Annotated in this window: 26 protein-coding genes; 14 read left to right on the top strand and 12 right to left on the bottom strand. The window is 63.5% G+C overall.

The annotated features are described in order from the left end of the window. Nucleotides 1–94 precede the first annotated feature (94 nt). Nucleotides 95–1,054 (top strand): flagellin N-terminal helical domain-containing protein, encoded by a 960-nt coding sequence (locus tag L867_RS0104165; protein WP_028735716.1) that lies wholly within the window; start codon nucleotides 95–97, stop codon nucleotides 1,052–1,054. Between the two features lie 123 nt (nucleotides 1,055–1,177). Here L867_RS0104165 and L867_RS24535 read toward each other — a convergent pair whose 3' ends face one another. Beyond that, nucleotides 1,178–2,662 (bottom strand): cell envelope biogenesis protein OmpA, encoded by a 1,485-nt coding sequence (locus L867_RS24535; RefSeq protein WP_051438800.1) that lies wholly within the window; start codon nucleotides 2,660–2,662, stop codon nucleotides 1,178–1,180. Nucleotides 2,663–2,874: 212 nt separating this feature from the next. After that, on the bottom strand, nucleotides 2,875–3,330 hold the full coding sequence (locus L867_RS0104155) for a tRNA (cytidine(34)-2'-O)-methyltransferase (RefSeq protein WP_028735715.1): 456 nt from the start codon (nucleotides 3,328–3,330) through the stop codon (nucleotides 2,875–2,877). A 381-nt stretch (nucleotides 3,331–3,711) separates the two neighbouring features. On the opposite strand from L867_RS0104155, the gene L867_RS0104150 reads away from it, so the two are divergent. The 5 genes from L867_RS0104150 (at nucleotide 3,712) to L867_RS24530 (ending at nucleotide 10,862) form a co-directional block, all read left to right on the top strand. Continuing rightward, the gene (locus L867_RS0104150; protein WP_028735714.1) at nucleotides 3,712–5,571 is read left to right on the top strand and encodes an ABC transporter ATP-binding protein; all 1,860 of its coding nucleotides are present in this window, start codon (nucleotides 3,712–3,714) and stop codon (nucleotides 5,569–5,571) included. A gap of 232 nt (nucleotides 5,572–5,803) precedes the next feature. Then, nucleotides 5,804–7,735, top strand: coding sequence for a HAMP domain-containing methyl-accepting chemotaxis protein (locus L867_RS0104145; RefSeq protein ID WP_028735713.1), 1,932 nt, complete (start codon nucleotides 5,804–5,806; stop codon nucleotides 7,733–7,735). A gap of 232 nt (nucleotides 7,736–7,967) precedes the next feature. Further along, the gene (locus tag L867_RS0104140; protein ID WP_028735712.1) at nucleotides 7,968–8,435 is read left to right on the top strand and encodes a DMT family transporter; all 468 of its coding nucleotides are present in this window, start codon (nucleotides 7,968–7,970) and stop codon (nucleotides 8,433–8,435) included. Next, nucleotides 8,435–8,857 carry a DMT family transporter gene (locus L867_RS0104135; protein ID WP_028735711.1) on the top strand — a complete coding sequence of 141 codons (423 nt, stop codon included), beginning with the start codon at nucleotides 8,435–8,437 and terminating at the stop codon, nucleotides 8,855–8,857. The genes L867_RS0104140 and L867_RS0104135 overlap by 1 nt, the downstream gene beginning before the upstream one ends. A gap of 106 nt (nucleotides 8,858–8,963) precedes the next feature. Further along, nucleotides 8,964–10,862 (top strand): ABC transporter ATP-binding protein, encoded by a 1,899-nt coding sequence (locus L867_RS24530; RefSeq protein ID WP_037172397.1) that lies wholly within the window; start codon nucleotides 8,964–8,966, stop codon nucleotides 10,860–10,862. Between the two features lie 21 nt (nucleotides 10,863–10,883). Here the strand turns inward: L867_RS24530 and L867_RS0104125 are convergent, their stop codons facing one another. Further along, nucleotides 10,884–11,831, bottom strand: coding sequence for an endonuclease/exonuclease/phosphatase family protein (locus L867_RS0104125; protein ID WP_146086571.1), 948 nt, complete (start codon nucleotides 11,829–11,831; stop codon nucleotides 10,884–10,886). A gap of 286 nt (nucleotides 11,832–12,117) precedes the next feature. Between L867_RS0104125 and petA the strand changes: the two genes are divergently transcribed. The 4 genes from petA (at nucleotide 12,118) to L867_RS0104105 (ending at nucleotide 15,549) form a co-directional block, all read left to right on the top strand. Next, nucleotides 12,118–12,696, top strand: a complete 579-nt coding sequence (gene petA, locus L867_RS0104120) for a ubiquinol-cytochrome c reductase iron-sulfur subunit (RefSeq protein ID WP_028735709.1) — start codon at nucleotides 12,118–12,120, stop codon at nucleotides 12,694–12,696. A 14-nt stretch (nucleotides 12,697–12,710) separates the two neighbouring features. Next, entirely contained in the window at nucleotides 12,711–13,979 is a 1,269-nt protein-coding gene (locus L867_RS0104115; RefSeq protein WP_028735708.1) for a cytochrome b, read from the top strand. A 24-nt stretch (nucleotides 13,980–14,003) separates the two neighbouring features. Further along, nucleotides 14,004–14,882: a cytochrome c1 gene (locus L867_RS0104110; protein WP_028735707.1), complete on the top strand. Its 879-nt coding sequence runs from the start codon at nucleotides 14,004–14,006 to the stop codon at nucleotides 14,880–14,882. A gap of 124 nt (nucleotides 14,883–15,006) precedes the next feature. Continuing rightward, nucleotides 15,007–15,549, top strand: coding sequence for an adenine phosphoribosyltransferase (locus L867_RS0104105; protein ID WP_028735706.1), 543 nt, complete (start codon nucleotides 15,007–15,009; stop codon nucleotides 15,547–15,549). Nucleotides 15,550–15,559: 10 nt separating this feature from the next. Here the strand turns inward: L867_RS0104105 and L867_RS0104100 are convergent, their stop codons facing one another. From L867_RS0104100 to L867_RS0104080, 5 genes are all read right to left on the bottom strand, one after another. Then, nucleotides 15,560–16,171, bottom strand: a complete 612-nt coding sequence (locus tag L867_RS0104100; RefSeq protein WP_028735705.1) for a LysE family translocator — start codon at nucleotides 16,169–16,171, stop codon at nucleotides 15,560–15,562. 79 nt (nucleotides 16,172–16,250) lie between these two features. After that, nucleotides 16,251–17,057, bottom strand: a complete 807-nt coding sequence (locus tag L867_RS0104095) for an AraC family transcriptional regulator (RefSeq protein ID WP_037172395.1) — start codon at nucleotides 17,055–17,057, stop codon at nucleotides 16,251–16,253. A gap of 4 nt (nucleotides 17,058–17,061) precedes the next feature. Next, complete coding sequence (locus tag L867_RS0104090; protein ID WP_028735703.1) at nucleotides 17,062–17,541, bottom strand: glutathione peroxidase; 480 nt, start codon at nucleotides 17,539–17,541, stop codon at nucleotides 17,062–17,064. A gap of 12 nt (nucleotides 17,542–17,553) precedes the next feature. Further along, nucleotides 17,554–18,015, bottom strand: coding sequence for a MaoC family dehydratase (locus L867_RS0104085; RefSeq protein WP_181141541.1), 462 nt, complete (start codon nucleotides 18,013–18,015; stop codon nucleotides 17,554–17,556). A 2-nt stretch (nucleotides 18,016–18,017) separates the two neighbouring features. After that, nucleotides 18,018–18,485 (bottom strand): MaoC family dehydratase, encoded by a 468-nt coding sequence (locus L867_RS0104080; RefSeq protein ID WP_028735701.1) that lies wholly within the window; start codon nucleotides 18,483–18,485, stop codon nucleotides 18,018–18,020. 67 nt (nucleotides 18,486–18,552) lie between these two features. On the opposite strand from L867_RS0104080, the gene L867_RS0104075 reads away from it, so the two are divergent. The 3 genes from L867_RS0104075 (at nucleotide 18,553) to L867_RS0104065 (ending at nucleotide 20,794) form a co-directional block, all read left to right on the top strand. Beyond that, on the top strand, nucleotides 18,553–19,215 hold the full coding sequence (locus L867_RS0104075) for a Crp/Fnr family transcriptional regulator (protein ID WP_028735700.1): 663 nt from the start codon (nucleotides 18,553–18,555) through the stop codon (nucleotides 19,213–19,215). 78 nt (nucleotides 19,216–19,293) lie between these two features. After that, nucleotides 19,294–19,500 carry a YgaP family membrane protein gene (locus tag L867_RS0104070; protein WP_028735699.1) on the top strand — a complete coding sequence of 69 codons (207 nt, stop codon included), beginning with the start codon at nucleotides 19,294–19,296 and terminating at the stop codon, nucleotides 19,498–19,500. A 202-nt stretch (nucleotides 19,501–19,702) separates the two neighbouring features. Further along, nucleotides 19,703–20,794 (top strand): hypothetical protein, encoded by a 1,092-nt coding sequence (locus tag L867_RS0104065; RefSeq protein ID WP_028735698.1) that lies wholly within the window; start codon nucleotides 19,703–19,705, stop codon nucleotides 20,792–20,794. 49 nt (nucleotides 20,795–20,843) lie between these two features. On the opposite strand, the gene ychF is transcribed toward L867_RS0104065, so the two are convergent. Further along, a complete protein-coding gene (gene ychF, locus L867_RS0104060; protein WP_028735697.1) occupies nucleotides 20,844–21,947 on the bottom strand; it encodes a redox-regulated ATPase YchF in 1,104 nt (367 codons plus the stop codon). Nucleotides 21,948–22,144: 197 nt separating this feature from the next. On the opposite strand from ychF, the gene clpS reads away from it, so the two are divergent. Then, on the top strand, nucleotides 22,145–22,456 hold the full coding sequence (gene clpS / locus L867_RS0104055) for an ATP-dependent Clp protease adapter ClpS (RefSeq protein WP_028735696.1): 312 nt from the start codon (nucleotides 22,145–22,147) through the stop codon (nucleotides 22,454–22,456). 16 nt (nucleotides 22,457–22,472) lie between these two features. On the opposite strand, the gene L867_RS0104050 is transcribed toward clpS, so the two are convergent. From L867_RS0104050 to pth, 3 genes are all read right to left on the bottom strand, one after another. Further along, a complete protein-coding gene (locus L867_RS0104050) occupies nucleotides 22,473–23,399 on the bottom strand; it encodes an oxygenase MpaB family protein (protein ID WP_028735695.1) in 927 nt (308 codons plus the stop codon). 68 nt (nucleotides 23,400–23,467) lie between these two features. Beyond that, complete coding sequence (locus L867_RS0104045; RefSeq protein ID WP_037172389.1) at nucleotides 23,468–23,926, bottom strand: GNAT family N-acetyltransferase; 459 nt, start codon at nucleotides 23,924–23,926, stop codon at nucleotides 23,468–23,470. Nucleotides 23,927–23,930: 4 nt separating this feature from the next. Beyond that, nucleotides 23,931–24,659 carry an aminoacyl-tRNA hydrolase gene (gene pth, locus L867_RS0104040; RefSeq protein ID WP_028735693.1) on the bottom strand — a complete coding sequence of 243 codons (729 nt, stop codon included), beginning with the start codon at nucleotides 24,657–24,659 and terminating at the stop codon, nucleotides 23,931–23,933. Nucleotides 24,660–24,713 lie beyond the last annotated feature (54 nt).

The following is a 24,713-nucleotide window of genomic DNA, read 5'->3' as shown; positions in this document are numbered from 1 at the left end:
GTCTGCGCTCGTCTGTGCGGACCCGGCATGAAGCCCATCGTCAAAGCCACGGCCATCGCCCGGCATTTTTCGTGGTTCACAGCAAGGACGACTGATGACAAGTGTTTCCTTCAATTCCACGGCTGCCTCGGCACTGTCGTTGCTGACCGGTTCGAGCAGGGCGCTCGAAGCGACACAGACACGGGTTGCCTCCGGCAAGCGGGTCGAGGAGGCGTCTGACAACGCCGCCTACTGGTCGATCGCCACGACGATGAGCGCCGACGCCATGTCGCTGTCCAGTGCCGAGGACGCGACCGGGCTTTCCGCCGCAATCACGGATACAGCCGCGCTCGGCATGGAGGCGGCGACCTCGATCGTTGCCGAGATCCAGTCGAAGCTGATCCTCGCCCAGGCGGTCGGCACAAACCGCTCGGCGGTCAATGCGGAGATCACCCAGCTCAAGGAGCAACTCGGCACGATCGCCCAGTCGAGTTCGTTCAACGGCCAGAACTGGCTCAACCTCGATGCCGGGCAGCAGCCCAAGGTGCAGTCCATGGTCGCCTCCGTCACCAGCAATGGCGACGGCGACGTGTCGGTCAATGTGATCGACTTCGACACGGCGAAGTCGACGCTGATCAGCGGCCAGGACGCGCAGGATGGATTGCTCACCCAATCCTATTCGGGCACGACGAAGAGCGGCGTGGCCTATGACTACCATCTGCTCGACGCCAATTCGTCCGTTCCGGTCGCTGCCACGTCGAAGGAGATCTCGGTGTCCGACGCGACGACGAGCGCCGAGTTCGACGGCATGATCTCGGCGATGAATTCGATGATGACCAACATGATCGACGCCAGCGCCAATCTCGGCGCCACCCGCAGCCGGATCGCTTCCAGCACGGAGTTCCTGCAGGACCTCCAGGACATCACCGAGATCGGCATCGGCCGTCTGGTCGATGCCGACATGGAAGAGGAATCGGCCAAGCTTTCGGCGCAGAAGGTCCAGCAGCAGTTGCAGACCATCGGCCTCAACATTGCCAACAATTCGATGGGGGCCTCGCTCAAGCTGTTCGCCTGAGCGTGACCCAACAGAACATCAGGGCCGGCGAGGGTTTCGCCCATCCTTTACATGAAGAGCCCGGCACATCGTCCTGAAGTGCCGGGCTCACTTGTCTTGGTGAAGGTCGGGTCCTGACGCCCGTCAACGGCGGGTCGGACCCTTCGATTTCGGGGTCCTGTGCGTGGCACGGGTCGCCTTGCTCGGTGCGTGGCGCTGCGGGACGGCGGCCGAGACCGGTTCAGGAGCGGGCACGATCGGCGATGCTTCGGCTTCGACGGGCTGCTCCTCGGCGATCGCCTCGATCGGGGCGGCAGGCATTTCCTCGTCATCGCCGGCGACGGCCTGGGGGGCTTCTTCGACGATCGCCTCATCCGTTTCATCCCGCTCTGCCATGACGGCGGCGGGCTCTTCCGCTTTCTCCGACGCCAGCGCCTCGACCGGTTCGATCACGGCATCCGCGATCGGTCCGGCTTCCGCAGCCAGATCGGCATCCGCCACCGGTTCGGGCTCGGTAACCTGTACGGCTTCGTCGATCTGTTCCGATTCGACGACCTGTTCGGGTTCGGCGGTTGCAGTCTCGATGGCCGCTTCGGCCTCGATTGCGGGGCTCGGTGAAAGGGCTGGCGCCTCGGCGCTGACCGCCTCAGTCGCGGCCGACTGTTCCGGCTCGACGACGGCCGGCAGACTGCGGGCAATGATGTCCTTCAGGACCTTGGTGACCTGCAAGGCGCCGGCGAAATCGGTATTGGTCGAATGGCCCGTCAGCGGCACGCGAATGTCGCTGGGGATCAGCGGACGGGAGTTGATCTCGCCGAACCAGTCGAGTTCGCCGATCACATCGATGACGTCACGGCAGTCCGGCGGCATGGTGATGCGCCCGCCGAAGGTGACGATACGCAGGCCGCTGGCCATCTTGCGCAGACGGTCGGGTTCCTCTTCCCGGATGGCGTAGAGGGCCTCGGACAGAACACGGTTGCCGCGGGAATGGCCGGCGAGCAGGTGGAAGGAGAGGGCGGGGTCGACGAGCAGCGTTTCGACCGTGTCGGTGTCAAGCGCGCTCGGATGCGGTTTCAGCGCCAGCTTGTGGCGATCCTCATAGGCGCCGAGATGCGGGCGGCCGACGACGTCGTCGATCACTTCGAGATCGTTGCGCATGTGGCCGAGCCAGCCGAAGAAGAACGAGCCGCCGATCGTCTCGTTGATGATGTCGCCAAGGCCATAGCCCGACACGACCGCAGCGACCGGTTCGCCGATTGCGTCGGCGACGTTTCGGGCAAAAGCCGCAGCCCCGATCGCCGAGCCGCCGATGCCGGCGACCGTCAGGGAGTGCACGTCGCGCCCGCCGCGAAGCTTGTATTCCGCCACGCTGTCGCAGATGGTCAGCATGGCCCCGCCGCTCGGCGGGACGATCATGATCAGGCCTTCGGAAGCGATGGAATCGCTGATGTAGAAGGTTTCCTCGGCCGTCAGCGACTTTACGTCGTAGAAGATGGCATCGAGCCCGGTATTGCGCAGGCGCCAGGGCTCAAGCGCGGCATTGCGGGCAGGGCGATGCTGAATCCGCTCCGGAAAGCTCAGACTTCTGGCAAACTGGGTCAAACTCAGGGCGAATGCGGTCTCGAACATCGATCGTCTCCCGGTTTATGCTGCGTTGCAATATATCATCCATTGGTAGAATTAGCAAACTCTGCGAGGGTCGCGAGCCATCATGCCGCAGTTGCGAATGTAACCGATGCGCGCCGCACGTCGGCGGGCGCAACCAGTCTAGCGCGGATTCACGACGGTTGATTGATGGGCGTGCAGAGCGTGCGCGGGCGGCCGGCTGTGGAACCCCAACCTCAGCGGGTCTGGCGCAGCGCTTCGCCGGCGATCATCGCCGCGGACATCGCGACATTGATCGAGCGCTGTCCCTCGACCATGGGAATGATGACGCGGGCGTCGGCTGTGTCGTGGACGGTTTCGGGAACGCCGGCACTTTCGCGGCCGAACAGCAGGATGTCGTCGGGACGGTAAGCGAAATCGGTGTAGTGCTCGGCGGCCTTCGTCGATGCAAGGACCAGGCGCCGCCCGCTTTCCCGTCGCCACTCCTCGAAGCGTTCGAAATTGACGTGTCGGGCAAGCGACACGTTTGCCAGATAATCCATGCCGGCGCGCTTCAGGTTGCGGTCGGAAATGTCGAAGCCGGCGGGCTCGATGATGTCGACGCCGAGGCCCAGGCAGGCGGCAAGCCTGAGGATCGTGCCGGTATTGCCGGGAATGTCGGGCTGGTAGAGGGCGATGCGAAGTCCGGTCATGGCCCTTCCTATCGCGAGACGGGTTTTTCGCTCAAGGGGTGGTGGGGCCGAATTGTCTGTTGTCTTCAGGCAACAGGTCGGCGGGATCGAACATCGACCGCAGGTTTGATGCTTTTCAATTCTGCAGAGGAAAGGTAGAAAGCACTCCTCTTCAACACGCAACAGGGAGGCCTCAATGATATCACATGGTATGACGCGCCTTCCGGTGCCGCACTACTTGCAGGCTGCGTGACGGCGACCCGGTCGCCCATCTTCCAAGACTTTTCCATTTGAATCACCTTGCGGCCGGTTGCGGCCTCATTGTCTGATTTTTTAGCCCTTCCGGTTCCGCCAAGCGGATTCCGGTTTTAAACCGGGCACTGATTTTCTGGAGAATTCCGCATGTTTTCGTGGTTCGAGAACCGCCTCAATCCCTATCCGCCGGAAGCGCCCGTGCTGCCGCCGAAGGGGCTCGTGGCATTCTGCTGGCATTACACCAAGCCGGCCGGCCCCTGGCTGCTGCTGCTCGGGCTGTGCTCGATGCTGATCGCCGTCGGTGAGGTCCTGCTCTACCAGTTCCTCGGCAATATCGTCGACTGGCTGTCGGTTGCCGACCGCGCCACCTTCCTTCAAACGGAGAAGGGCCGGCTGATCTGGATGGCGGCGCTGCTTCTGGTCGGCCTGCCGATCGTCGGCTTCATCCACACCCTGACCATGCACCAGGTGCTGGCCGGCAATTTCCCGATGATCGCCCGCTGGCAGATGCACCGCTTCCTGTTGCGCCATTCGATGACCTTCTTCGCCAACGAGTTCGCCGGCCGGGTGTCGACGAAGGTGATGCAGACCTCGCTTGCCGTGCGCGAAGCGGTGATGAAGATCATCGACGTGTTCGTCTATGCGATCAGCTTCTTCGTCTCGATGCTGGCGCTGGTGTTTGCCGCCGACTGGCGGCTGGTGGCGCCGCTGATCATCTGGATCGTCGTCTATACGCTGATCCTCACCTTCTTCGTCCCGCGCCTGCGCCGGCTCTCCAGCGAGCAGGCCGATGCGCGCTCGATGATGACGGGTCGAATCGTCGACAGCTACACCAACATCGCCACCGTGAAGCTGTTCTCCCATGCCGGGCGCGAGGAAGCCTATGCCAAGGACGGCATGAACGCCTTTCTCGACACCGTCCATCGGCAGATGCGGCAAATCACGTTGCTCAATGTTTTCGTCGACATCAACAATGCGATCGTGCTCTTCGCCATATCCGGGCTCAGCATCTGGTTCTGGCTGGGCGGCACGGTTTCGGTCGGCGCGATCGCGGTCGCCATCGGCCTGGCCATGCGCATCAACGGCATGTCGCAGTGGATTATGTGGGAGGTCTCGGCGCTCTTCGAAAACATCGGCACGGTCTATGACGGCATGGGCATGATGACGAAGCCGCACGACATCGTCGATGCCGACGGTGCCAAGGCCCTCCAGGTGCCGAAGGGCGAGATCGTCTACGACCATGTCCGTTTCCACTATGGCAAGGACAAGGGCGTGATTGAGGACTTCTCCCTGACCATCAAGGCCGGTGAGAAGGTGGGCCTGGTCGGGCGCTCCGGCGCCGGCAAGACCACGCTGATGAACCTTCTGCTGCGTTTCTACGATCTGGAGAAGGGGCACGTCCTGATCGACGGCCAGGACATTTCCAAGGTGTCGCAGGACAGCCTGCGGGCGCTGGTCGGCGTCGTCACCCAGGACACCTCGCTCCTGCACCGCTCGATCCGCGACAACATTGCCTACGGGCGACCGGAGGCGAGCGATGCGGAGGTGCTGGAAGCGGCCAAGCGCGCCAATGCGCTCGAATTCATCGAGGGCCTGGTCGACATGCAGGGCCGCAAGGGGCTCGACGCGCAGGTCGGCGAGCGCGGCGTGAAGCTTTCGGGCGGCCAGCGCCAGCGCATCGCGATTGCCCGGGTGTTCCTCAAGAACGCGCCGATCCTCGTCCTCGACGAGGCGACCTCGGCGCTCGATTCCGAAGTCGAGGCGGCGATCCAGGAAAGCCTGTTCTCGCTGATGGAGGGCAAGACGGTGATCGCGATTGCCCACCGCCTGTCGACGCTGACCCAGATGGACCGGCTGGTCGTGCTCGACAAGGGCCGGATCATCGAGACGGGGACGCATGGCGAACTGGCGGCGCAGGGCGGCGTCTATGCCGACCTGTGGAACCGGCAATCGGGCGGCTTCCTGCCCGATCAAGTTGACCAACCCACTGAAGAAGCAGCTGAATAAGACTTTAGTTGTGCAAGAATGCGCGCAAGGGCGGAACGACATCAAGTTCCGCCCTTCGCAACTGCGAAAGGTTACCCACAAGAATCCACATGTCAAAACGGCGCCCCTGCAAGGTTTCGTTTAATTGTTTCAATTTAGCTTAATAAGTACCCGACGTATTCTGTGAAAAATGATTTTTCCGGGCGTTTTGCCTTCGTTGTTGGGATGCCTTTCCCCTCCCGGAACAAGTCCAATGTTCAATATTAAAATCAAAGTCATGTTGCCGCTGCTCTTTGCCGTCATCGTTTTGCTCGGCATCATCCAGGGTGCGATGGCGGTCAAGTTTATCGAAGACGTCAAAGGTGAAGTTGAGGTCATCGGTCGCGAGCGGATGCCGCGCACGCTGGCGGTCGCGAAAATGAACGCGCAATTTGCCGAGGTCCGCCGCAACTACGCGATCATTCTCAGCGCTGACGATGCCGCAGAATTGGCAAGACAGACCGAGTCACTCAATCAGGCAGTCACCGCTCGCGACGCAGCCTTCGATGCCTTCGGCGCGATGATCACCAGCAACGTCGCGGTCGAGCTGTTCGATCGCCTGAAGGCCGCGCTGGTCGATTACGACAAGTTGGGCGCGGAGCTGCTCGCACACAAGGCTGCCGCAGATACTGCCGCGGCCAAGGCGCTGTTCACCGGCGAGATGACGGAGGTCGCCAAGGCGGCGTCCGCCCGGATGAACGACATCGTCGAGCTGAACATATCCACGACGGACGCCGCGGTCGCCCATGCGGATTCCGTGTCGGCCTTCTCGATCGTCGCGACGATCGCGTCCGTCCTGATCACGGCTCTCATCGCCGCGGCTGCGGCAATCCTCAGCTTTCTCAGGATCGCACGGCCTATCACCGAAATCACGCATGCGATGAACAACCTGGCCGGGGGCGACACGGCGCACCCCATTCCGTTCGAAACCCGCAAGGACGAGATCGGCGAGATGGCTGCGGCAGTCGGTGTCTTCCGGCACAATGCGATCGAACGCGCAAACCTCGAGCGTCAGGCCGAGCAGAACCGCAGCGTGACCGAACAGGAGCGCATTGCCCGCGAAGAGCAGAAGGCCCGCGAAGCGGCCGAGGTGCAGTTTGCCGTCGACCAGCTGGCAGGCGGTCTTCAGCGCCTCTCCGACGGCGACCTTGCCGTCAAGATCGACGCCGCCTTCGCCGATCATCTCGACGGATTGCGCGTCAACTTCAACCAGTCCGTCAGCAAGTTGCAGGATGCGATGCGTGCCGTCGGCGAGAATGCCCGTGCCATCGATGCCGGCGCCCGCGAAATCCTCTCGGCTGCCGATGACCTGTCCAAGCGTACCGAACAGCAGGCAGCCTCTGTGGAGGAGACGGCTGCCGCGCTTGAGGAAGTGACGACCGCCGTCAAGGATTCCTCGATCCGTGCCGAGGAGGCCGGCCAACTGGTTGCCCGGACCCGGGAGGGGGCCGAAACATCCGGCGAGATCGTCCGCCGTGCCGTCAGCGCGATGCAGGCCATCGAGAAGTCCTCGGGCGAGATCGGCAACATCATAGGGGTGATCGACGACATCGCCTTCCAGACCAACCTCCTGGCGCTCAATGCCGGCGTCGAAGCCGCCCGCGCCGGGGAAGCCGGCAAGGGTTTTGCCGTCGTCGCCCAGGAGGTGCGCGAGCTTGCCCAGCGCTCGGCCAATGCCGCCAAGGAGATCAAGGCGCTCATCACCACCTCGGGCGAGCAGGTGCGCAACGGCGTGGCTCTCGTCGACGAGACCGGCAAGGCACTGGAGAAGATCGTCTCTGAGGTGCAGGAGATCAACCGCAATGTCGGCCAGATCGTCACCTCGGCCCGGGAACAGTCGACCGGCCTCCTGGAGATCAACACGGCGGTCAACACCATGGACCAGGGGACGCAGCAGAATGCCGCGATGGTTGAGCAGTCGACCGCCGCGAGCCACGGGCTTGCCCAACAGGCATCGGCACTGACCGCCCTGCTTGGCCAGTTCAAGCTCGGCGACGGCCAGACTTATGGCACGCAGCAACCGGTCAAGGCGGCAACGCCCGCCTCGCGTCCGGCGCCTTCGCCGGCCCGCGCGCTCGGCCAGAAGCTCGCCGGCGCCTTTCGCGGCAATGCGGCCGTCGTCAAGGAGAGCTGGACGGAATTCTGATCCTCGTCCAAGCGAAACGCACGCACATCCAGAGACGGGGCCGAGGGCCCCGTTTCGCATTTCGCCGCAATGTCCCAGAGGCTCGGCATGGGGTGGGCCTTCCTCGATCCCGGAGTCTACAGTTTTACTGAAGGCGCCTTGCCGATAATTCGATTGCCGCTCCGCCGGGGCGAGGTTATGCAGCTGTTCGTTCCGCACGAAGCGGGCAGGCGCGGTTGGCCGGGATTTCTCCATGCGACACTATCTGGATTGGGTCTGGGCAGGGCTGGCCGGCGGCTTGCTGGCCGTCATGATTACCATCAATAGCGGGCTGGCCGCGCATTCGACGCCGTTCGTCGCCTCATGGGTTGTGCATGGGGTGGGGGCGGTCGCCGCCTTCTTTCTCTTGCGTGTCAATCTGCTGCTCGTGTCCAAACGGGCAGGCGCGGAGCCGGGGGTGTCGAAGCCGCCGCTCTGGTCCTATCTCGGCGGCGCGCCGGGCGCCTTTGCCGTGGCGCTTTCGTCCATTGCGGTCAATTCCGAGCTGGCGCTCGCCGGCGGCCTTTCGCTGCTGCTCGTGGGCCAGATCCTGTTCGGCCTGATTTCCGACCTCTGGGGGCTGTTCGGCACTCCGAAGCGCCTGCTCAACCGCTTCGACCTGCTGGCTGCTCTCTGCGTGATCGCCGGCAGCGCGCTCATCATCTATTCGGGAGGCGCGTGATGCTGACCTCTGTTCTGATCGCCTTGGCCGGCGGGGCTGCCGTCGGCATGAGCCGCTCGATCAACGGGCGTCTCACCATGGACCGCGGGGCGTTTCGCGCCTCGTTCTGGAACCATTTCATCGGTTTCGCCCTGCTCACCGTCTTCGTCGTCGTCTTCGAGCGGCAAGGACTGGCGCTGCTCGGACAGGTGCCGGGCTGGGCCTTCACCGGCGGCATGATCGGTGCCGTGTTCGTCGCAATCTCGTCCTATGTCTTCCCGCGCATCGGCGCTGCCCGCTCGGCCCTGCTGATCATCGGCGGGCAGATGATCGCCGGGCTGGCGATCGACTACCTGCGCGGCACCGCCACTTTCCATGTCGGCCAGCCAGCCGGCGTGGCGCTCATTCTGTTCGGCATCTATCTCACGCGCTTTTCGAAGTGAGGGCACGAAAAACGCCGTCGGAGAAATTCCGGGCATGACGCAAATGTAATCCCTTGCCGTCCGCATTTTCTTTGCCCCGCAGCGGAATCCGCCTATATCGCTTGGCATGATCTTCCGCTCCGTCGCCCGCCTGTTCGAAAACTGGATCTCACCCTTTGCCCGCGCCGACGACCTCAGGCCGCCGTCCGGAACCTGGGCCTTTGTCTGGTTCTATGTCCGTCAGGCGAAGCTGCCCTTCGTCATGATGGCGCTGTTCGGCGGCGCGGTCGCCATGCTCGAGGCGGCGCTGTTCTGGTTCGTCGGCCGGCTCGTCGACCTGCTCGACACCGTGCCGAAGGAAGCGGGCTGGGACGGCCTGCTTGCCGCGCATGGCAGCGAACTGCTCGTCATGGCGCTGATCGTGCTCGCCGGCCGGTTCATCGTCGTCACGATCGGTGCGCTGGTCGAGGAGCAGGTGATCGTTCTCAACTTCTTCAATCTGGTGCGCTGGCAGGCCTATGCCCATGTTGCGCGCCAGTCGCTGTCCTTCTTCCAGAACGATTTTTCCGGCCGCATCGTCACCAAGGTCTGGTCGGCGGGGCAGTCCACCGGCGACCTCCTGACCTCGCTGCTGCAGGTCGTGTGGTTCATGGTGATCTATACGGCCTCGACCATGGCGCTGGTGGCGCAGCTCGACTGGCGGCTCGCCGGCATCATTGCGCTGTGGATCGCCGTTTTCCTCGTTTTGGCGCGTATCTTCGTGCCGCGCATCCGCCGCCATGCCAAGGATACCGCGGAGGCCGCCTCGATGCTGAACGGCCGGATGGTCGATTCCTATTCCAACATCCAGACGCTCAAGCTGTTCGGGCGCGAGCAGCAAAACGACCACTATATCCGCGCCGGCTTCGACCGTTTCCAGGCGACGCTGACGCCGTTCGCCCGGCTCCTGACCGGGGTGCGTTCGTCGCTTGCCATGCTGTCGGGTGCGATGATCCTGATGATCGCCACCTTGTCCGTCGATCTCTGGTTTTCCGGGGCGATCACGGCCGGCGGCGTTGCCTTCACGCTTGGCCTGGTGCTCAGGCTCAACATGCTGCTCGGCCGGATGATGACGCAGCTCAACGGCATCATGCGCAATATCGGCACGATCCAGAACTCGGCGGAATTGATCTCGAAGCCGATCGAACTGACCGACAGGCCGGACGCTGCCGAACTCGAGGTCCGGAGCCCGGAAATCCGCTACGAGGACGTGTCCTTCCACTACGGCCGCAAGAAGGGGGCGATCGATCACCTGACGCTCACCATCCGCCCCGGCGAGAAGGTCGGCATCGTCGGACGTTCGGGCGCGGGCAAGTCGACGCTGGTCAACCTGCTTCTGCGCTTCTACGACGTCGAGGGCGGGCGGATCCTGATCGACGGGCAGGATATTTCGACCGTCACCCAGGAGAGCCTGCGGTCGCAGATCGGCATGGTGACCCAGGACACCGCGCTGCTGCATCGCTCGATCCGCGACAATATCGTCTTCGGCCGCGAGGATGCGACGGAAGACATGCTGAGCAAGGCTGCGGATCGCGCCGAGGCGCTCGAGTTCATCGAACGGCTGGAAGACCAGCGTGGCCGCAAGGGCTTCGACGCGCATGTCGGCGAGCGCGGCGTGAAGCTTTCGGGCGGCCAGCGGCAGCGTATCGCAATCGCCCGCGTCATGCTCAAGGACGCGCCGATCCTGGTGCTCGACGAGGCGACCTCGGCGCTCGATTCGGAGGTCGAGGCGGCGATCCAGTCCAATCTCGACAAGCTGATGCAGGGCAAGACGGTGCTGGCCATCGCCCACCGCCTGTCGACCATCGCCGCCCTCGACCGTCTCGTGGTCATGGACAAGGGCCGGATCATCGAGCAGGGGACCCATGCCGAGCTCGTCGAGAAGGGCGGTCTCTATGCCGACCTCTGGGCGCGGCAATCCGGCGGCTTCCTGCATACGCATGATGGTGACGACGAGAGGGACGCCGGTTCTTCCGCGACAGCTTGAGGGGGATCTCTTTCGCCCGGCTCAGCGCTGCGGCGCAATCGCCAGATCGGCAATCAGGCCATAGTGGTTGGAGCCGTAGTCGTCCGCGATCCGCGTGAGCGAAATCGGGATGAGGGTCTTCGACATGTAGATGTGATCGATCGGAATGCCGAAAATGCCTGCTGCGACGGGCCAGGTGGCCGGCTCCATTCCGGCTGTCTGCAAGTCGCCGCGTCGCAGAAACTGCTGCATGTCCGGGGCGATCGTATCGGAATTGAAGTCGCCGCCGATGATCAGCGTCCCGCCGCGCTTGCGCAGGATGGCGCCGGCGCGGCGCAGTTCGGTGGTATGGTAATCGTCGAAATACGGCTTGGTCAGGTGGATCGCGGCGAATTCGATGGCCTGGCCGCCGACGCGGATCGTCGCCACGGCGAAGCGGTTCCTGCGGATGTCGCTCAGGCTGACGACGCTTGGAGCCTCGATCGGGTATTTCGACAGGATCATCAGGTCGCAGTTTTCGATCTGGACACCGCAGCCGATGCGGTAGGGATAGGTGGCCGACAGGTCCGAAAGGTGATGCAGCAGAGGCCCGGATTCGAGCACATAGGCGACGTCGGCGCCCGAGGCCTTGACCATGTCGATGATGCGGCCGACATTTTCGTAGTTGTCACCCAGCATGTTGAACGACAGCAGCCGGAAACGCGTCGCGTCGGCCGGAACGGCAATGTTGGATGCCGGCAGGAATTCACGCTTCATCCAGAAGGCGTGGCCGCAGAGCAGCAGTGACACGACCAGCAGGCCGTAGCCGAAGGGGCTGCGGTGGAGTGCGAGGCAGGCGAGGGCGCCGAGTGCCGCGACCACCCCCAACTGCGGCTGTAGACTAAAGAAGAAGGCCAACAGCCAGAAGTCGGTGACATAGCGCAGGCTGACGACAAGGAGGCCGAAAGAGATGAGCACGCCCAGGGCGGAGGAAAATCGATCTCTTGTCAAAGGTGCAAATCCGTGGGCCCGGACGGGGTCTGAAAGGCGCGACCATGCCGTAATTTACACCGCATTGCAACATGCCCGCCGACGGTCCGAACCACGCGCAGAGAGGCGTGAATAAATCCGCGACATTGTGCCCCCATCCCCCTGTGAAGACTGGACATAATCCGATATCAAGCTTAGAACGCGCCAAATTGGCGGGGAATCTGTGGCGCAATCGTGTCCGCGCGCGGATTCGCCGTCGCCCGGCAATGCGGTGTGTCGCAGAATTTGCGAAGAGGATGGTTTGACCGTGAGCGAGCACGAGATGAATAGCGAAACCTTGGGCGAGCCTACTCGCCGCGACTTCCTTTACCTGACCACGGGCATGGCCGGTGCGGTCGGCGCCGTTGCGGTTGCCTGGCCGTTCATCGACCAGATGCGCCCGGACGCCTCCACACTCGCACTCGGTGCGATCGAAGTGGATGTTGCGGCACTCGAGCCCGGCATGTCGCTGACCGTCAAGTGGCGCGGCAAGCCGGTGTTCATCCGCAACCGCACCGAGAAGGAAGTCGAAGAGGCCAAGGCCGTCGCGCTCGCCGACCTCAAGGATCCGGTCGCCCGCAATGCCAATGGCGATGCCGCCGCTGAAGCAACGGACCTCGCCCGCTCTGCCGGCGAAGGCAAGGAAAACTGGCTGGTGATGATCGGCGTCTGCACCCATCTCGGCTGCGTACCGCTCGGTCAGGCCGGTGATTTCGGTGGCTGGTTCTGTCCCTGCCACGGCTCGCACTACGATACCGCGGGCCGTATTCGCAAAGGCCCGGCACCGCAGAACCTGCCCGTTCCGACATTTGCATTCGTTTCCGATACTGTGATCAAGATCGGCTGAGGGGATTCAGAAATATGAGTGATCATTCCAGTTACCAGCCGTCGAGCGGCCTCGAGAAGTGGATCGACGCACGGCTTCCGCTGCCGCGCATGATCTACGACAGCTTCGTCGCCTATCCGGTTCCCCGCAACCTGAACTATGCCTACACCTTCGGCGCCATGCTGTCGGTGATGCTGATCGTACAGATCCTGACCGGCGTCGTTCTGGCCATGCACTATGCCGCCGACACCAGCATCGCATTCTTCTCGGTCGAGAAGATCATGCGCGACGTGAACCACGGCTGGCTGCTGCGCTACATGCATGCCAACGGCGCATCCTTCTTCTTCATCGCCGTCTACCTGCACATCGCCCGCGGCCTCTATTACGGCTCGTACAAGGCACCGCGCGAAATCCTCTGGATCCTCGGCGTGGTCATCTACCTCCTGATGATGGCAACCGGCTTCATGGGCTATGTTCTGCCCTGGGGTCAGATGTCCTTCTGGGGCGCGACCGTCATCACCGGCTTCTTCACCGCCTTCCCGCTGGTCGGCGAATGGATCCAGCAGTTCCTGCTCGGCGGCTTCGCCGTTGACCAGCCGACGCTGAACCGCTTCTTCGCACTGCACTACCTGCTGCCGTTCATGATCGCCGGCGTCGTCATCCTGCACGTCTGGGCGCTGCACGTCACCGGTCAGACCAACCCGACCGGCGTCGAAGTGAAGTCGAAGACGGATACCGTTCCGTTCACGCCTTACGCCACGCTCAAGGATGCCTTCGGCGTATCGGTCTTCCTGATCGTCTTCGCCTGGTTCATCTTCTACATGCCGAACTATCTCGGCCACCCCGACAACTACACGATGGCCAATCCGCTGAAGACGCCGGCCCACATCGTTCCGGAATGGTATTACCTGCCGTTCTACGCGATGCTGCGCGCCATCACCTTCAACGTGCTGTTCATCGACTCCAAGCTCGGCGGCGTGCTCGTCATGTTCGGCGCGATCCTCGTGCTGTTCTTCCTGCCCTGGCTCGACACGTCGAAGGTTCGCTCGGCCGTCTACCGTCCGTGGTACAAGCTGTTCTTCTGGATCTTCGTCGCCAATGCCATCATGCTTGGCTGGCTCGGCTCGCGTCCGGCTGAAGGCCTGTACGTCATCCTGTCGCAGATCGGCACGGCCTACTACTTCGGCTTCTTCCTGGTGATCATGCCGCTGCTGGGTCTCTTCGAAACCCCGCGCCGCATTCCGAACTCGATCACCGAGGCGGTTCTCGAAAAAAGCGGCAAATCTGCCGCAACCCAGGCCTGAGTGCGCGAGAGAGGGATCAACAACATGAAAAAGCTTGTTACAAGCATCGCGCTGATCGCCGCCATGGCCGGTTTCGGTTCCAGCCTCGCGGCTGCGGAAGAAGGCCATGACCTGGCGGCTGCCGTCGAACATGCCGCGGCTGCCAGCCACTATCCGATCCTCAAGCCGCACAATCTCGGCTGGTCGTTTGCCGGCCCGTTCGGCAAGTACGACAAGGCCCAGTTGCAGCGCGGCCTGAAGATCTACAAGGAAGTCTGCTCGGCCTGTCACTCGATGAAGCTGGTGCCCTTCCGCACCCTGGAAGAGCTTGGCTACTCCGAGGAGCAGGTCAAGGCATTCGCCGCCGAGTATGAAGTGCAGGACGGCCCGAACGGCGACGGTGAGATGTTCACCCGCAAGGCCGTTCCGTCCGACTACTTCCCGTCGCCGTTCCCGAACGACGAAGCCGCTGCGGCCGCCAACGGTGGTGCGGCTCCGCCGGACATGTCGCTGCTCGCCAAGGCTCGCGGCGTCGAGCGTGGCTTCCCGACCTTCGTGTTCGACATCTTCACGCAGTATCAGGAAGGCGGCCCGGATTATATCTACTCGCTGCTGACCGGTTACCAGGAGCCTCCGGAAGGCGTCACCGTCGCCGAAGGTACGTATTTCAACCCGTACTTCGCCGGCGCTGCCGCGCTCGCCATGGCACCGCCGATCGCCGACGATCAGGTCACCTATGACGACGGCACCCCGCAGACGCTTGACCAGTATTCCAAGGACATTTCCGCCTTCCTGATGTGGGCCGCCGAGCCGCATCTCGAGGAGCGCAAGCGCACCGGCTTCATGGTCATGGTGTTCCTGGTGATCTTCACCGCGCTCGTCTACCTGACGAAGAAGTCGGTCTATGCCAGCAAGGAACACTGAGCCTTTCGGGCGACAGAGTTTGAACGGAAAAGGCGGCCTTCGGGTCGCCTTTTTTGTTGGTCTGGATTGGCCGACTTGATAGTGTCCGGCGTCATCCTCCCACCGACCAGACAATGGACCCAATATGAGCAACTTTGCGCTGGAGCTCGCTTCCTCGATCCGCTCCATTCCCGACTATCCCAAGCCGGGCATCATCTTCCGCGACATCACCACGCTGCTCGGCAATCCGCGCGCATTCCGCCGCGCCGTCGATGAACTGGTGCAGCCCTATGCCGGTCTGAAGGTCGGCAAGGTGGCGGGCATGGAAGCGCGAGGCTTCATTCTCGGGGGCGCGCTCGCCCATCAGCTCTCGGCCGGTTTCGTACCGATCCGCAAGAAGGGTAAGTTGCCGCACGAAACGGTCAGCATCGCCTACAGCCTCGAATACGGGGTCGACGAGATGGAGATGCATATCGACGCCGTCGAGCCGGGCGAGAAGGTGATCCTGTGTGACGACCTGATCGCCACCGGCGGCACGGCGGTCGGTGCGGTGCAGCTGCTGCGCAAGCTCGGCGCGGATGTGGTTTCGGCCTGCTTCGTCATCGACCTTCCCGATCTTGGCGGTCGCCAGAAGCTCGAGGCGCTGGGCGTCGAGGTGCGTACTCTGGTCGAGTTTTCGGGCCACTGAGGCCCAACGGTCAACGCTCGGCGAGGGCGAGCCTCACGCCGAGCATCAGGAAGCCCGCGGCGAAGACCCGGCGGATGGCGTTGGTGAGCGCGCGGCTCGACAGCACGCGATCGCGGGCAAGGGCGGCAAACCAGCCGTAGAGGGCAAAGACCACGAGCGTCATTGCCATGAAGGCGATGCTGTAGCCGCTCATGGCCAGAAGCGCGTGCGGCTGGTCGGGGTGCACGAACTGCGGCAGCAGCGCCAGGAAGAAGATCGACAGTTTCGGATTGAGCAGATTGATCAGGACCGCATGGCGGACGATCTCGTGGCCGGACCGCGGCCTGTCGTCGGTCGATGGCGTGAGCAGGCTGGTATCGCGCCAGACACTGATCGCCATCCAGATCAGGTAGAGCGCTCCGGCGAATTTCAGCAGGTTGAAGGCTGTCTCGTTGGTTGCCAGGACTGCTGCCAGGCCGAGCATGGCGGCCGCCATGTGCGGCACGATGCCGAGGGTGCAGCCGAGCGCCGCGACGAGGGCGGTGGCGCGGCCGTGCGAGAGCCCCATGGCGATCGTGTAGAGCGCGCCCGTGCCCGGCGTGGCGATGACGATAAGGGAGGTGAGGGTGAATTCCAGCAGCATGATCTCTTCCGTTCGGATTGGGTTCCGGCACAGCCTAGTGCCGTCGCCGGGACCGGTCTTGAACGGAATTGCAGCCCAACTATCGGCTGCCGGCGAAGGCGGCCGGGGTGAGGCCATAGCGGCGGCGGAAGTCACGAGTCATGTGGCTCTGGTCGGCGTAGCCGGCTTCGAGCGCGGCGGCGGCAAGCCCGTGGCCGGCCGCAATCAGCTGTTTCGCGAGGTTTGCCCGTTTCTGCATCAGATAGGCATGCGGCGTGAGCCCGGTCCAGGAGACGAAGGCACGGAGCAGCTGGAAGCGGCTGAGGCCTGCTTCGGCGGCGAGGCCCTCGAGCGAATGGTTGCTTGCCGGGTCGTCATCGAGCCGCACCCGCGCGCGCCGCAGGCCGGCGTGAAGGCGATCCGGTGCCTGGCGATCCGTCTTTCTCACCAGCGGTGCGAACAGGTTCAGCAGCGCCTCGTCGGTGGCGAGTTCCGGCTGTGCGACATCGGCCTGCGCCAGCCGCCTGAAGGCGGCCGCGAAGGTCCGAGCCAGTTCGCCGTTCCGGTAGACAGGGGCGGTGAACTCGAACTCCCCCGCCGCTTCGAAGCCGAGGGACACAGATTGCATGCGTTCCGGCGAAAGATAGAGCATGTGCCACTCGCGGGCCTCGCCGCGCAGGGGCTCGCCGTCATGCACCTCGCCGGGATTGACGGTGATGATGTCACCGGCGCCGGCGGTGACCTGTCCGCGCCCGGAGGCGGACATCTGGCCGCCCCGGGCGATCAGGCCGATGCCGAACTCGTCATGGGTGTGGCGGGGGAAGCTGTGGGCCGAGCGGGCGACGACGGCGGCAAGCCCCGGATGTGCGGTCGGGAACAGCCGAAACTCGCTGGCGCGCGACCGCATCGCATCAGCCCCCGATCGCCTTGCGGATGTCGCCGGCGATGTCTTCCGGCTTGGTGCCCGGAGCGTAGCGGGCAATCGGCTCGCCGTCACGACCAACCAGGAACTTGGTGAAGTTCCACTTGATCGCCTCCGTGCCGAGGATGCCGGGCACTTCATGCGTCAGATACTTGAACAGCGGATGGGCGCCTTCGCCATTGACCTCGACCTTGGCGAACAGCGGGAAGCCGACCTTGTAGTTGATGTCGCAGAAGGCCTTGATCTCCGCTTCGCTGCCCGGCTCCTGACCGCCGAACTGGTTGCAGGGAAAGCCGAGGACGACGAGGTCGTCGGCGAAGGTCTCCTGCAGGTGCTGCAGGCCGGCATATTGCGGGGTATGGCCGCAGGCGCTTGCCGTGTTGACGACCAGAACCAGCTTGCCGGCAAAGTCCGAAAGCGGACGGTCCTTGCCGTCGATGTCGACGGCGTGGAAATCATGAAGGTTCATGGGGCTCTTCTCCTATTCGAATTCGAGGATCTTGGTCCTGAATCGCAGGACCGTTTCCCCGTTCTGGTTGACCCCTTCGCCAAGGCCGATGTTGAGCATCAGGCCGGGGCGGGAGGCGAGGGGCCGGCTTTCCAGGCTGGTCAGGCTATAGGTAATCGTGTCGCCGGCATAGACCGGCTTCAGCCATTGCAACTGTTCGAAGCCCGGCGAGGGACCAAGCTTGGGCGGTGCGATGCCTTCGGTCTTCAGCCGCCGGATCTCGGTACCCCAGAAGTCGATGAAGCAGCGCATCCAGCCGGCGCAGGTGTGCCAGCCCGAGGCGCAGAGCGCGCCAAAGACGTAGGACTTCGCCGCCTCGGCATCGGTGTGGAAGGGTTGCGGGTCGAATTTTTCCGCGAAGCGGATGATGTCTTCTGCCGTGAAGAGCTTCGATCCGGTCTCGACCTTGTGGCCGGCGGGGTAGAGTTCGGTCATCTTCACGCGGCATTCTCCTCGCCGCGGCTGCGGAACATGATGGCGTTTTCGGAGTGCAGGACCGTCTCGCCGCGCTGATTCTCCAGTTCATGGCTGAAGGTGACGATGCCGATATGCGGGCGCGAGCGCATGGTGCGCGCAGCCGTGACCGTTGAGCGACCCTTCAGGGTGTCGCCGGCGAGAACCGGCTTCTTCCACTCCATCACGTCAATGCCGGGTGCGCCCTCCGAAACGGACGAGAGCAGGTAGGAATCAATCATCATCCGCATGAACATGCTGCTGGTGTGCCAACCGGATGCGCTGAGCCCGCCGAGGATACTGGCCTTGCCGGCCTGTTCCGAGAGATGCATTGGTTGCGGATCGAATTCCGTTGCGAATTCAATAATTTCAGCGGCATCGACGGTCTTCGGTCCAAGCTCGAACACCCTTCCGATATGGAAGTCTTCGAAATGCAGTTTCGGGGATGGCATGCGACGTTTCCTTGTGGGCGTTTCTGTGCAGAATGGCCGGCTCGGACTGCAATTACAAGGAGTGCCGATGGCGGGATGGATCGAACAGGCGCCGTTCCTTTCGGAACTCGACCGCGCGGCGCTGGGTCATCTCGAGGGATTGCGGCCGCAACTCATTGCCGACCGCACCACGCTGTTTCGCCCGGGCGACCAGGCCGAGGCCTTCGTCATCCTCATTTCCGGGCGCATCGGCGTCTACCTGACGGGGCGGAGCGGGCGTGAACTTCTGCTCTACGCGGTGACGCCCGGCGAGACCTGCGTGCAGACCACGCTCGGCGTGCTGGGTGGTGCGGTCTATACGGGGGAGGCGATCGCCGAAACGGATCTTGTCGCGGTGATGGTTCCGCAGTCGGTGTTCGAGACGCTGATGGCGACGTCGGCGGCCTTTCGCACTTTCGTGTTCCGCGCCTTTGCGGCGCGCCTGAACGACCTGATGTTCGTGCTGGAGCAGGTCGCCTTCGTCAAGGTCGAGCAGCGGCTCGCCCACGCGCTGGTCGAACGGGCGGCTGGCCATGACGTGATCGAGGTGACGCATCAGGAACTGGCGGTGATGATCGGATCGGCCCGCGAGGTCGTGTCGCGCCGGCTCGAAGCGCTGGGCTCGAAGGGCGTCATCGCCAACGAGCGCGGCCTGATCCGTGTGCTGGACGCAGCCGAGCTTGGCCGCATGGCCAAGTCTTCGAAAGCGTGACTTAGTCACTGACTGGTCTTCGGCAGGCGCTATATTGGCGACACTGTGCAAGATGCCCAGCCCCGAAAGGAAATTGCCATGTTCGCCAAGAATGTCGGATCGATCGATCGTATCCTGCGCATCGTCGTCGGTCTCGTCGTGCTGTCGCTGTTCTTCATCTATCCCGATGCCTCCTGGCGCTATTTCACGCTGATCGGCATCGTGCCGCTGCTGACCGGGCTTCTCTCGACCTGCCCGCTCTATTCGATCTTCGGCATGTCGACCTGCCCGATGAAGAAGGTCTGATCTCGGGATTACCCGAATTGCCATCAAAGGACCCGCCGGTCGGCTGCCGGCGGGTCCTTCTCGATCTGGCGATGGCAGATTCGGGGCGATCCCATGGGAGGGTCGGTCGCGACCAATTCGGAAATTTGACCGCACGGCTCTGGCCTGCCGGTCGGCGGATCTGTATCTAGGGGCGTCACTGAATTCACCGAAGGACGGTTTCGTGGTTCCCAATATGAAGGCCATTCTGGCTGGTGCGGCCGAGGAGGGCATCATCAGCGGCCTCCAGGCCGAGCAGTTGCAGTCCTACATAACGCGCAAGACCAGCGCGGCGATCCTGCCGGACATGGACGTGGCCGATGCGGAAAGCCCGGTGGGCGACACCGAGACGCCGCGTTTCGTGCGCGGCTTCCACGATGTGCTGATCACCATCGGCATCGTCATCGTGCTCGCCGGGATCTGGGGCGTGAGCACGGTCTATGGCGCATTGCCGGCGATCCTGATCCTTGCCGAAGTGCTGGTGCGTCGCCAGCGGCTGGCCCTGCCTGCCGTCGCGCTGACCGTTGCCTTCGTCCAATGGATCGCCGTCGTCGCGGCTCTCGCTCTCGACACGGACGGGGAGGCGATCAGCCCGGCCGTCTATGCGCTGCTCTTTGTCCTGCCTTTTCCGATCCTGCTCGCGCCCTTCTACTGGCGCTACCGGGTGCCGCTGTCGCTGGCATTGCTGTTGATGACGACCTGCGGACTGGGGCTGGTGGCCCTCTTCAACGGCATCATCGCGGCGACCGGCGATCCGGGCTTCATCCTCAACCATCGCACGGCGACCTCGGTCATCCTGCTGGCGACGGCGCTGGCGCTGTTTGCCCTGGCGCTCAGCTTCGACCTCAAGGATCCGGCGAGGACGACGCGCAATTCCGACGTGGCGTTCTGGATGCATCTCGGTGCGGCGCCGGCCTTGCTCTACGCCATGCTGTCCTTCGTCTTCATGGGGGATGTCGGCGGTTTCGCCGTGTTTTCAGAGAATGCCGGCAGTCTCGAGGCCTTCCTGGTGGTCGTGATCGTCGCGATGTTCATGGGCGTCGGACTGGTGATCGACCGACGCGCCTTCGTCACCTCAGGCCTGCTGTCGCTCGGCTTTGCCATCTACAAGCTGTTCGAGAAGGCGCAGATGGAGCTCGGCTTCTATGTCTTCGTGACCCTGCTGATCGTCGGGCTTGTGGTGCTGACCATCGGCGTCGGCTGGCCGTGGTTCCGCCGCGGCGTGGTCTCGACCCTTCCGCTTTCGCTCCAGGCAAAACTGCCGCCCCTTCGTTGATAAGGGCGGCAGCGCAAAAGTTCGACTGCAATGTCGGGCGCGGTCCGTCTCAGGTGTTGAAACGGAAGTGGATCACGTCGCCGTCGTGGACGACATATTCCTTGCCTTCGTCGCGGCCCTTGCCGGCTTCCTTGGCGCCGACTTCGCCCTTGTAGTTGATGTAGTCGTCATAGCCGATGGTGAAGGCGCGGATGAAGCCGCGTTCGAAGTCGGTATGGATGACGCCGGCAGCGGCCGGAGCCTTGGTGCCGCGAACGATGGTCCAGGCACGGCACTCCTTTGGGCCGACCGTGAAATAGGTGATGAGGTCCAGCAGGTGGTAGCCGGCGCGGATCAGGCGGTCGAGGCCCGCTTCGTGGAGGCCGAGCGCCGAGAGGAATTCCTTGGCTTCCTCTTCCGGCAGCTGGGCCACTTCGGATTCGATCGCCGCGGAGATGATGACGCATTCCGCGCCCTGTTCGTCTGCCATCTTGGCGACGGCCTTCGTATGGGCATTGCCGTCCACCGCATCGGCTTCCGCGACGTTGCAGACATAAAGCACCGGATGCGAGGTCAGAAGGTTCAAGCCCTTGAGGATTTCGATGTCGTCGGCGGCAAGGGTCTTCAGCAGCAGGCGGGCCGGCTTGCCTTCGTTCAGCAGCTTGATCACGGCTTCCATGACCGGCAGTTGGGCGAGCGATTCCTTGTCCTTGGAGGCGGCACGCTTGCGGGTCTGCTCGACGCGGCGTTCCAGGCTTTCGAGGTCGGCGAGCATCAGCTCGGTCTCGATGGTCTCGGCGTCACCGACCGGGTTGATACGGCCTTCGACATGGGTGATGTCGTCATCCTCGAAGCAGCGCAGCACGTGGACTACGGCATCGACTTCGCGGATGTTGGCGAGGAACTTGTTGCCGAGGCCTTCACCCTTCGACGCGCCGCGCACCAGGCCGGCAATGTCGACGAAGGAGATGCGGGTCGGGATGATTTCCTTCGAGCCCGCGACCGCGGCCAGCTTCTGCATGCGCGGGTCCGGCACGGCCACTTCGCCGGTGTTCGGCTCGATCGTGCAGAACGGATAGTTGGCGGCTTGCGCCGCTGCCGTCTTGGTCAGCGCGTTGAAGAGGGTGGACTTGCCGACATTGGGCAAGCCGACGATACCGCATTTGAAGCCCATGGCCAGAGTACCTGTTTAGCTTGGAATGATCTTTGCCCACGCCTATGGGATAAAGGAAGGGTGCGGTCAAGTCTCTGGAGCCGTACCAGAGCCTTCTGGGCTCACGGTCGACGGTCGCTGCGCTATGCGGTAGAATGCAGGTGTGTGGGGCCGACCGCCGCAGGTCAAGGCCTCAAGTCATCGCTGGAGAGGTTTCGATGACGGGAGACGATGTCGCCCTCAAGCCGAAGACGGTGACCAACCCGAAGCCGGAAAGGCCGAGGCTCTACAAGGTGCTGCTCATCAACGACGACTTCACGCCGCGCGAGTTCGTCACCATGGTGCTGAAGGCTGTCTTCCGCATGAGCGAGGAGACCGGCTACAGGGTGATGATGACGGCGCACAAGTTCGGCTCCGCCGTGGTCGTCGTCTGCACGCGCGACATTGCCGAGACCAAGGCCAAGGAGGCGACGGATCTCGGCAAGGAGGCGGGGTTCCCGCTGATGTTCACCACGGAACCCGAGGAATAGGCGTGCTGCGCCGTGATCAGGGGCGCTGGCGGTAGAGGTAGGTGTCTGGGAGCCCCAGGCGGCGACAGGCCTGAACCGGAGCGGACGAGGGCAGCATGATGCGCTCGGCGCCGAAGGCCGCGGCCTTGACCAGGGCGCGTTGCCATGGCGTCAGCGACCAGGATTGCCTGAGCCCCAGCCGGTCGCGCACCCAGCCGGGCAGAAGCTCGACCGCGGCGGTGATGAGCAGCTTCTGGAAAGGGCGAAGTGCCGCCGGCAGGGCCGGAACCTTGCCGACGATGTCGAGGAACTCGAAGACGATTTCGGTTTTCGCCAGTCTCGGGCGCATCACGTTGAAGAGCATGTTCATCTCGGGGACGGAAGTCGGCGCATTGGTTGCGCCGTAGAGCTTGGCCGCGGCCTTGCCCTCCGCCAGGAAGCGGTTGCGGGCCTCGTCGGACAGGGGGTGGGCATAGCGGTGATAGGCTTCCATGAAACCAAAGGCGGCGGTCGCCTGAACCCAGTCCAGCAGGATCGGATCGTCGGCGCGATAGGGCTTGCCCTCCGCCGTCAGGCCGGTCACCGATCCGTGTCGCCGGTTGACGCCCTCGATCATCGCCTCGGCCCGGCTGCGCGCGCCGTAGACAGTGATCATCGCGGCGAGGCCGGTGCGTTGCATGCGGGTGAGCGCGTCGGTGCGAAAGCTGCTGTGTTGCCAGACGCCGTCGCGCACATGCGGCTCGGCCAGTTCGAGCAACACTGCGGCGATGCCGCCGATGAAGACGGTGACCGGGTTCTTGAATACCTGCCAGGAGACAGAGTCGGCCGGCACCAGCGCCGGTTCGCCCTGGGGCGTGGAGAAGTCGAAGGTCATGCCCTTGGGCTGGGACAGCTTGAGGGCGAAGAGATCCAGTCTGCGGCTCAAGGGACCGGGCAGGGGTAACGGTGATAGGGCGAGTTGCATAAGGGGGCCTCCAGGGCTGGTCAATGCAGCAGCGGCCGTCCTTGTTCCGCCCGATGTACGGGCGGAACCTAGCGGGGTGGGATCCGGCGTACCTCCAGCCCGTGTTTCGTCAAGTCGAAGCCGCAGCTCCTGTAGAAGTCGAGCGTGCCGGGCCGCTTGTCGCCCGTCTGCAGCCGAACCGTATAGCAGCCGGCGTCAAATGCCGCATCGATCGCGGTTCTGACCGTCCGGCGCCCGAGGCCTGTGCGGCGATGGCCTTCGTCCGTCACGACGTTCTCGATGAAGGCATAGGACATGCCGCCACGGGTGAGATTGGGCACCACGATCAGGATGCATGTGCTGGCGAGAATGCCGTCGGCGAAACCACCGAACACGGTGAGGCCGTCACGTTTCAGCATTTCATCGAATCGTGTCTCGGCCAAGGCAGGAGAGAGCGGCAGGTCGTCTTCGATCAATTGGGCGTAGAGCGCGAGCAGGCCTGCCAGATCGCTCTTCTGCAGCGGCCGGACCTCGATGGTCTTCGACATGGCGTCAATCGTCCTTCTTGCCGAACATGCGTTTGAGCATTTCCGCCATCGGTCCCGTTTCCGGCAGCTTTTTCGGCTGGACGTTGTTGCGGGCCTGGCGGATATGCGACTGGCCGGCCGGCTTGACGGGCTTGTCGGTCTTGACCGGCGAGGGGGTCTCCTCCTTGGCCCCGGTGGCGAGCGCCAGCTTGTTCATCAGCTTGCCGTCTTCGCCCTTGACCAGCATGTCGGCATTGTCGGCGATGGCGTCGAGCAGCGGTTCCAGCCAGACGCGGTCGATCTTGGCGAAGTCGCCGAGCACATGGCCGTGTACCCGGTCCTTGTCGCCCGGATGGCCGATGCCGAGACGCAGCCGCCGGTAGTCCTTGCCGCAATGAGCGTCGAGGGATTTCAGCCCGTTGTGGCCGCCATGGCCGCCGCCGGTCTTGATGCGCACCTTACCGGGCAGCAGGTCGAGTTCGTCATGCACGGCGACGATGTCGCCGGGTCCGAGCTTGTAGAAACGCATGGCTTCGCCGACCGATTCGCCCGACAGGTTCATGAAGGTCTGCGGCTTCATCAGCAGCACCTTCTCGCCGCCGATCTCGCCCTCGGCGATCTCGGCCCTGAACTTCTTCGCCCAGGGCGAGAAGGCATGGCGCCGGTGGATGGCGTCGACCGCCATGAAGCCGATATTGTGGCGGTTGTCGCCGTACTTCGCGCCGGGATTGCCGAGCCCCGCTATGATGATCATGAGCCGTGTCCGTCGATGATGAAAGGTCACCTCTCAGCACCGCGAAACGGCTGC

This window comes from Paenirhizobium selenitireducens ATCC BAA-1503, from assembly GCF_000518785.1.
Taxonomy (GTDB): Bacteria; Pseudomonadota; Alphaproteobacteria; order Rhizobiales; family Rhizobiaceae; genus Allorhizobium; species Allorhizobium selenitireducens.
This window is presented reverse-complemented; position numbering and strand designations above follow the sequence as displayed.

Excerpts from the sequence above, each read along its gene's own strand:
- L867_RS0104165 (WP_028735716.1), top strand. The coding sequence starts at position 95 with ATGACAAGTGTTTCCTTCAATTCCACGGCTGCCTCGGCACTGTCGTTG.
- L867_RS24535 (WP_051438800.1), bottom strand. The coding sequence starts at position 2,662 with ATGTTCGAGACCGCATTCGCCCTGAGTTTGACCCAGTTTGCCAGAAGT.
- L867_RS0104155 (WP_028735715.1), bottom strand. The coding sequence starts at position 3,330 with ATGACCGGACTTCGCATCGCCCTCTACCAGCCCGACATTCCCGGCAAT.
- L867_RS0104150 (WP_028735714.1), top strand. The coding sequence starts at position 3,712 with ATGTTTTCGTGGTTCGAGAACCGCCTCAATCCCTATCCGCCGGAAGCG.
- L867_RS0104145 (WP_028735713.1), top strand. The coding sequence starts at position 5,804 with ATGTTCAATATTAAAATCAAAGTCATGTTGCCGCTGCTCTTTGCCGTC.
- L867_RS0104140 (WP_028735712.1), top strand. The coding sequence starts at position 7,968 with ATGCGACACTATCTGGATTGGGTCTGGGCAGGGCTGGCCGGCGGCTTG.
- L867_RS0104135 (WP_028735711.1), top strand. The coding sequence starts at position 8,435 with ATGCTGACCTCTGTTCTGATCGCCTTGGCCGGCGGGGCTGCCGTCGGC.
- L867_RS24530 (WP_037172397.1), top strand. The coding sequence starts at position 8,964 with ATGATCTTCCGCTCCGTCGCCCGCCTGTTCGAAAACTGGATCTCACCC.
- L867_RS0104115 (WP_028735708.1), top strand. The coding sequence starts at position 12,711 with ATGAGTGATCATTCCAGTTACCAGCCGTCGAGCGGCCTCGAGAAGTGG.
- L867_RS0104110 (WP_028735707.1), top strand. The coding sequence starts at position 14,004 with ATGAAAAAGCTTGTTACAAGCATCGCGCTGATCGCCGCCATGGCCGGT.
- L867_RS0104105 (WP_028735706.1), top strand. The coding sequence starts at position 15,007 with ATGAGCAACTTTGCGCTGGAGCTCGCTTCCTCGATCCGCTCCATTCCC.
- L867_RS0104100 (WP_028735705.1), bottom strand. The coding sequence starts at position 16,171 with ATGCTGCTGGAATTCACCCTCACCTCCCTTATCGTCATCGCCACGCCG.
- L867_RS0104095 (WP_037172395.1), bottom strand. The coding sequence starts at position 17,057 with ATGCGGTCGCGCGCCAGCGAGTTTCGGCTGTTCCCGACCGCACATCCG.
- L867_RS0104090 (WP_028735703.1), bottom strand. The coding sequence starts at position 17,541 with ATGAACCTTCATGATTTCCACGCCGTCGACATCGACGGCAAGGACCGT.
- L867_RS0104085 (WP_181141541.1), bottom strand. The coding sequence starts at position 18,015 with ATGACCGAACTCTACCCCGCCGGCCACAAGGTCGAGACCGGATCGAAG.
- L867_RS0104080 (WP_028735701.1), bottom strand. The coding sequence starts at position 18,485 with ATGCCATCCCCGAAACTGCATTTCGAAGACTTCCATATCGGAAGGGTG.
- L867_RS0104075 (WP_028735700.1), top strand. The coding sequence starts at position 18,553 with ATGGCGGGATGGATCGAACAGGCGCCGTTCCTTTCGGAACTCGACCGC.
- L867_RS0104070 (WP_028735699.1), top strand. The coding sequence starts at position 19,294 with ATGTTCGCCAAGAATGTCGGATCGATCGATCGTATCCTGCGCATCGTC.
- ychF (WP_028735697.1), bottom strand. The coding sequence starts at position 21,947 with ATGGGCTTCAAATGCGGTATCGTCGGCTTGCCCAATGTCGGCAAGTCC.
- clpS (WP_028735696.1), top strand. The coding sequence starts at position 22,145 with ATGACGGGAGACGATGTCGCCCTCAAGCCGAAGACGGTGACCAACCCG.
- L867_RS0104050 (WP_028735695.1), bottom strand. The coding sequence starts at position 23,399 with ATGCAACTCGCCCTATCACCGTTACCCCTGCCCGGTCCCTTGAGCCGC.
- L867_RS0104045 (WP_037172389.1), bottom strand. The coding sequence starts at position 23,926 with ATGTCGAAGACCATCGAGGTCCGGCCGCTGCAGAAGAGCGATCTGGCA.
- pth (WP_028735693.1), bottom strand. The coding sequence starts at position 24,659 with ATGATCATCATAGCGGGGCTCGGCAATCCCGGCGCGAAGTACGGCGAC.